This window comes from Oleiphilus sp. HI0061 (assembly GCF_001635675.1).
The window spans coordinates 1-4,167 of sequence record NZ_LWFE01001216.1 but is presented as its reverse complement, the minus strand read 5'-3'; the positions used below and the strand labels follow the sequence as shown (position 1 = coordinate 4,167).

The following is a 4,167-nucleotide window of genomic DNA, read 5'->3' as shown; positions in this document are numbered from 1 at the left end:
TGAACTGAATGTAGGGCGCGAGACATTAAGCTTGCGTGTTGAAAATACCGGTGACCGACCCATTCAAGTCGGCTCTCACTATCATTTTTTTGAAACCAATTTGGCTTTAAGTTTTGATCGAGACAAGACCAAAGGCTTTCGTTTAAATATTGCCTCGGGCACGGCGGTAAGGTTTGAACCTGGACAGGGCCGGGAAGTAGAGCTGGTGGCTTATGCGGGTGACCGTAAGGTCTACGGATTCCGTGGTGATGTAATGGGCGCGCTATAGCTTTGAGCTGAGGAGAGAAAAGATGACTAAGATGGATAAAAAAGCCTACGCGCAAATGTTCGGTCCAACGGTGGGTGATAAAGTTCGTTTAGGCGATACCGATCTTTGGATCAAAGTGGAGAAGGATTACACCACCTACGGCGAAGAAGTGAAGTTTGGTGGCGGTAAGGTGATTCGAGATGGCATGGGGCAAAGTCAGCGCTCATGTGCCGATACTGTCGACCTAGTGATTACCAACGCTTTGGTTCTTGATCACTGGGGAATCGTTAAAGGTGATGTTGGTGTCAAAGACGGTCGTATCGTCGGTGTTGGCAAAGCCGGAAACCCGGATGTTCAGGACGGTGTTGATATTGCGATTGGCCCTGGCACAGATGTACTCGCGGGTGAAGGCTCTATCCTTACTGCTGGCGGCATTGATGCTCATATTCACTTTATTTGTCCACAGCAAGTTGAAGAAGCCTTAATGTCAGGCGTGACCACAATGATTGGTGGCGGCACCGGCCCGTCAACCGGTACTAACGCCACAACTTGTACCTCTGGACCGTGGTACATCGGTAAGATGATGCAATCCACCGACCAAATGCCCATGAACTTTGGCTTCTTGGGTAAAGGGAATGCAAGTTTACCTGAAGCCCTAAGAGAACAGCTCGATGCAGGCGCTTGCGGCTTGAAGCTCCACGAAGATTGGGGAACCACGCCAGCTTCCATTGATTGCTGTTTATCCGTAGCAGAAGAATATGATGTTCAGGTTGCAATCCATACCGACACCTTGAATGAATCAGGCTTCGTCGATGATACCATTGGTGCGTTTAAAGACCGCGTGATCCACACGTATCACACTGAGGGTGCCGGTGGTGGTCACGCACCTGATATCATTCGTGCTTGTGCTTACCCGAATGTATTGCCTTCATCTACCAACCCAACACGCCCTTACACGCGTAACACGGTTGACGAGCACCTGGATATGCTGATGGTATGTCACCATTTAGATAGTTCTATTCCTGAAGATGTTGCCTTTGCTGACTCAAGAATCCGTAAAGAGACGATTGCCGCCGAAGATATTTTCCATGACCGTGGTGCCTTCAGTATGATTTCCTCCGACTCCCAAGCGATGGGACGTGTCGGGGAAGTGATTACCCGAACCTGGCAAACCGCTCATAAGATGAAGACACAATTTGGTTTGTTGCCAGAAGATTCAGGTTGTGATGCCGACAACTTTAGAGCACGTCGCTATATAGCTAAATACACAATCAACCCTGCGATCGCGCACGGTATCTCTCATGAGGTCGGGTCGATTGAAAAAGGTAAATTGGCCGACTTGGTGTTATGGAAGCCTGCCTTCTTTGGCATCAAACCCTCTACGATTATCAAAGGCGGAATGATCGCTGCAGCACCCATGGGGGACCCTAACGCATCGATTCCAACACCTCAGCCAGTACACTATCGACCAATGTTTGGTGCGCAAGGTTTAGCAGCGGCGAAAACCTCAGTGACCTTTGTCTCAGAAGCGTCTTTGAAGAACGATATTGGCGAGGCGCTTGGTCTTAGCCGAAACCTGAGTGCTTGTAAGAATACGCGCTCTATTCGTAAGTCAGACATGGTGTTGAATGATTGGCAGCCAGAGATCACCGTAGATCCGCAGACTTATGAAGTTAGAGCGGATGGTGAGTTGCTAACTTGTGAACCGGCAGACGAGTTGCCATTGGCGCAATTGTACACATTGTTTTAAACGCTATTTAGGCACCGACCAGTCGGGTTAAAACCCGACCTACAGGCTATGTACTAGCATGGTAGGTCGGACTTCAGTCCGACAAGGTCGAAGCCGATGAGTTCGAGGGTAAATAAGGCCTTCAAAAAAGGAAGATTATGTTAGAAGTATACGAAAGACTCGGCACGCATTGTCATGAAGAGGTTTCAGAAGTCGTCAAGCTAGACTCGGACCAGCGTGATAGAGGAAGGCTTAAATTAACGAGTGAAAACGGTGTTGATGTACGTGTCTTTCTAGAGCGTGGCAAGCCTCTATTGGTGGGAGAGTATCTCAAGTCTGAGTGCGGAAAAATTATTCAGGTTCAAGGTGCTGTTGAGTCTGTCGCGCATGCCAGCTGTGAAGACTGGCGTACTTTCTCGCGTGCCTGTTATCATTTGGGTAACCGCCATACAAAAATTGAAGTGGGTGAGCGTTGGTTGAGAATTAAGCCTGACCACGTCTTGGAAGAAATGCTGCACTTACTGGGTTTAGTGGTGACACATGAAGGAGAAGTGTTCGCTCCTGAGTCTGGTGCATATTCCAAGGGTGGGCACTCACATTCACACGGTCATTCTCATGATGGACATTCGCACGAATGAGTAATCCTTTAGCCCTGTCACGTTTGCTGCAGTTAAGCTCGGTTAGCCTACCGGTAGGTGGCTATGCCTTTTCGCAAGGCATGGAGTATGCAATAGAGTGTCGTTGGATAAAAAACTTCAACGATGCCGAGTCCTGGATTCGACTTCAAATGCGAGAAAGCCTGGCCAAAGTCGATCTGCCAATTTTACGTGGTGCCATGGAAAGCACGGCTGAAGAAGACTGGCAGCGTTTTATGTTTCTTAATGATTTATCGATCGCATCCCGGGAAACGAAAGAACTACGGCTAACAGATACGGCAATGGGCGCTGCTTTATTGCGACTCTTGAAAAGCTTGGATTTTGACTTGCCAGAATGCGTCACTCAGGAAGGCGAAGAACACAGCTTTGCGACCTTATTCGCTTATGCGGCGCAAAAGTGGGGAATCGTTTTTGAAGATGCGGCCAATGGTTTTGTCTGGTCATGGCTAGAAAACCAGGTGGCAGGGGCCACTAAAATGGTGCCTTTGGGTCAGACTCAAGCTCAACAAATGCTGACCTTGTTTCAACCAGAGATTGCAGAATCGATTGCTTTGGCTGAACAAATAGATGAAGACAAAATAGGCGGTGGTCTACCCGGATTGGCCATAGCCAGCGCCTTACATGAACAGCAATACTCAAGGCTTTTCCGTTCTTAGTTGAAAAGCTTACGATCACGTCCCCTATAGTCATTCACGCGAAGGCGGGAATCTAAGGTCTTAGGGGGAATTAAAACAATGGATCCCCGCCTGCGCGGGGATGACGAAAAATATAGGATATAACAATGGCAAAAAAACAAACGCTACGAGTCGGTGTCGGGGGCCCTGTTGGTTCAGGTAAAACCGCCTTATTGCGCTCACTTTGTGCAGCATTAAAAGATCACTACAATATTGCAGTGGTAACCAATGATATTTATACCCAGGAAGATGCTTTATTCCTGACGCGTCACGAAGCTTTGGATGAAGACCGAATCCTGGGTGTTGAAACGGGTGGCTGTCCACATACCGCGATTCGTGAAGATGCCTCAATGAACTTGGCTGCGATTGATGAGCTGATGAAGCGCCATGGAGAGCTCGATGTCGTTTTTGTAGAAAGTGGCGGTGATAACCTTAGTGCGACCTTTAGCCCAGAACTATCGGACTTAACTATCTACGTGATTGATGTATCAGCAGGCGATAAGATTCCACGTAAAGGTGGCCCAGGCATTACTAAGTCCGATCTGTTGATTATCAATAAAATAGACTTGGCTCCACTTGTTGGTGCTTCGCTAGACGTAATGGATCAGGACTCAAAGAAGATGCGCGGTGAACGTCCTTTTGTTTTCTCAAACCTTAAGAAAGCTGAAGGTCTAGACAAAATTATTGATTTCATTATTAGCGAAGGCATGCTTGAGGCCAAAGAAATTCCACCTGCAAAAGCCGTGGTTTGAGTGCTTGACGACTTAGAATAGAATTAGACTAACTTAGGAGAACACAATGAAATTGAAAACCTTAATGACACAAGCAAGTGCCTTAATCGCCATGATGATGGTGAGCCTT

At 47.7% G+C, this 4,167-nt stretch carries 5 protein-coding genes; all 5 read left to right on the top strand.

Annotated features, from left to right (window positions below; translation table 11 throughout):
- Nucleotides 1-268: urease subunit beta (locus A3735_RS18950; RefSeq protein WP_068638470.1), on the top strand; the 268-nt coding region annotated here is incomplete at its 5' end.
- 22 nt (nucleotides 269-290) lie between these two features.
- Nucleotides 291-1,997 (top strand): urease subunit alpha, encoded by a 1,707-nt coding sequence (gene ureC, locus A3735_RS18945; RefSeq protein ID WP_068513006.1) that lies wholly within the window; start codon nucleotides 291-293, stop codon nucleotides 1,995-1,997.
- Nucleotides 1,998-2,134: 137 nt separating this feature from the next.
- A complete protein-coding gene (gene ureE, locus A3735_RS18940) occupies nucleotides 2,135-2,614 on the top strand; it encodes an urease accessory protein UreE (protein WP_068513002.1) in 480 nt (159 codons plus the stop codon).
- Entirely contained in the window at nucleotides 2,611-3,288 is a 678-nt protein-coding gene (locus tag A3735_RS18935) for an urease accessory protein UreF (protein WP_068512998.1), read from the top strand. The genes ureE and A3735_RS18935 overlap by 4 nt, the downstream gene beginning before the upstream one ends.
- A 125-nt stretch (nucleotides 3,289-3,413) precedes the next feature.
- A complete protein-coding gene (ureG, locus tag A3735_RS18930; protein WP_068512995.1) occupies nucleotides 3,414-4,058 on the top strand; it encodes an urease accessory protein UreG in 645 nt (214 codons plus the stop codon).
- The last annotated feature ends 109 nt before the right edge of the window (nucleotides 4,059-4,167 follow it).

Excerpts from the sequence above, each read along its gene's own strand:
- ureG (WP_068512995.1), top strand. The coding sequence starts at position 3,414 with ATGGCAAAAAAACAAACGCTACGAGTCGGTGTCGGGGGCCCTGTTGGT.
- A3735_RS18935 (WP_068512998.1), top strand. The coding sequence starts at position 2,611 with ATGAGTAATCCTTTAGCCCTGTCACGTTTGCTGCAGTTAAGCTCGGTT.
- ureE (WP_068513002.1), top strand. The coding sequence starts at position 2,135 with ATGTTAGAAGTATACGAAAGACTCGGCACGCATTGTCATGAAGAGGTT.
- ureC (WP_068513006.1), top strand. The coding sequence starts at position 291 with ATGACTAAGATGGATAAAAAAGCCTACGCGCAAATGTTCGGTCCAACG.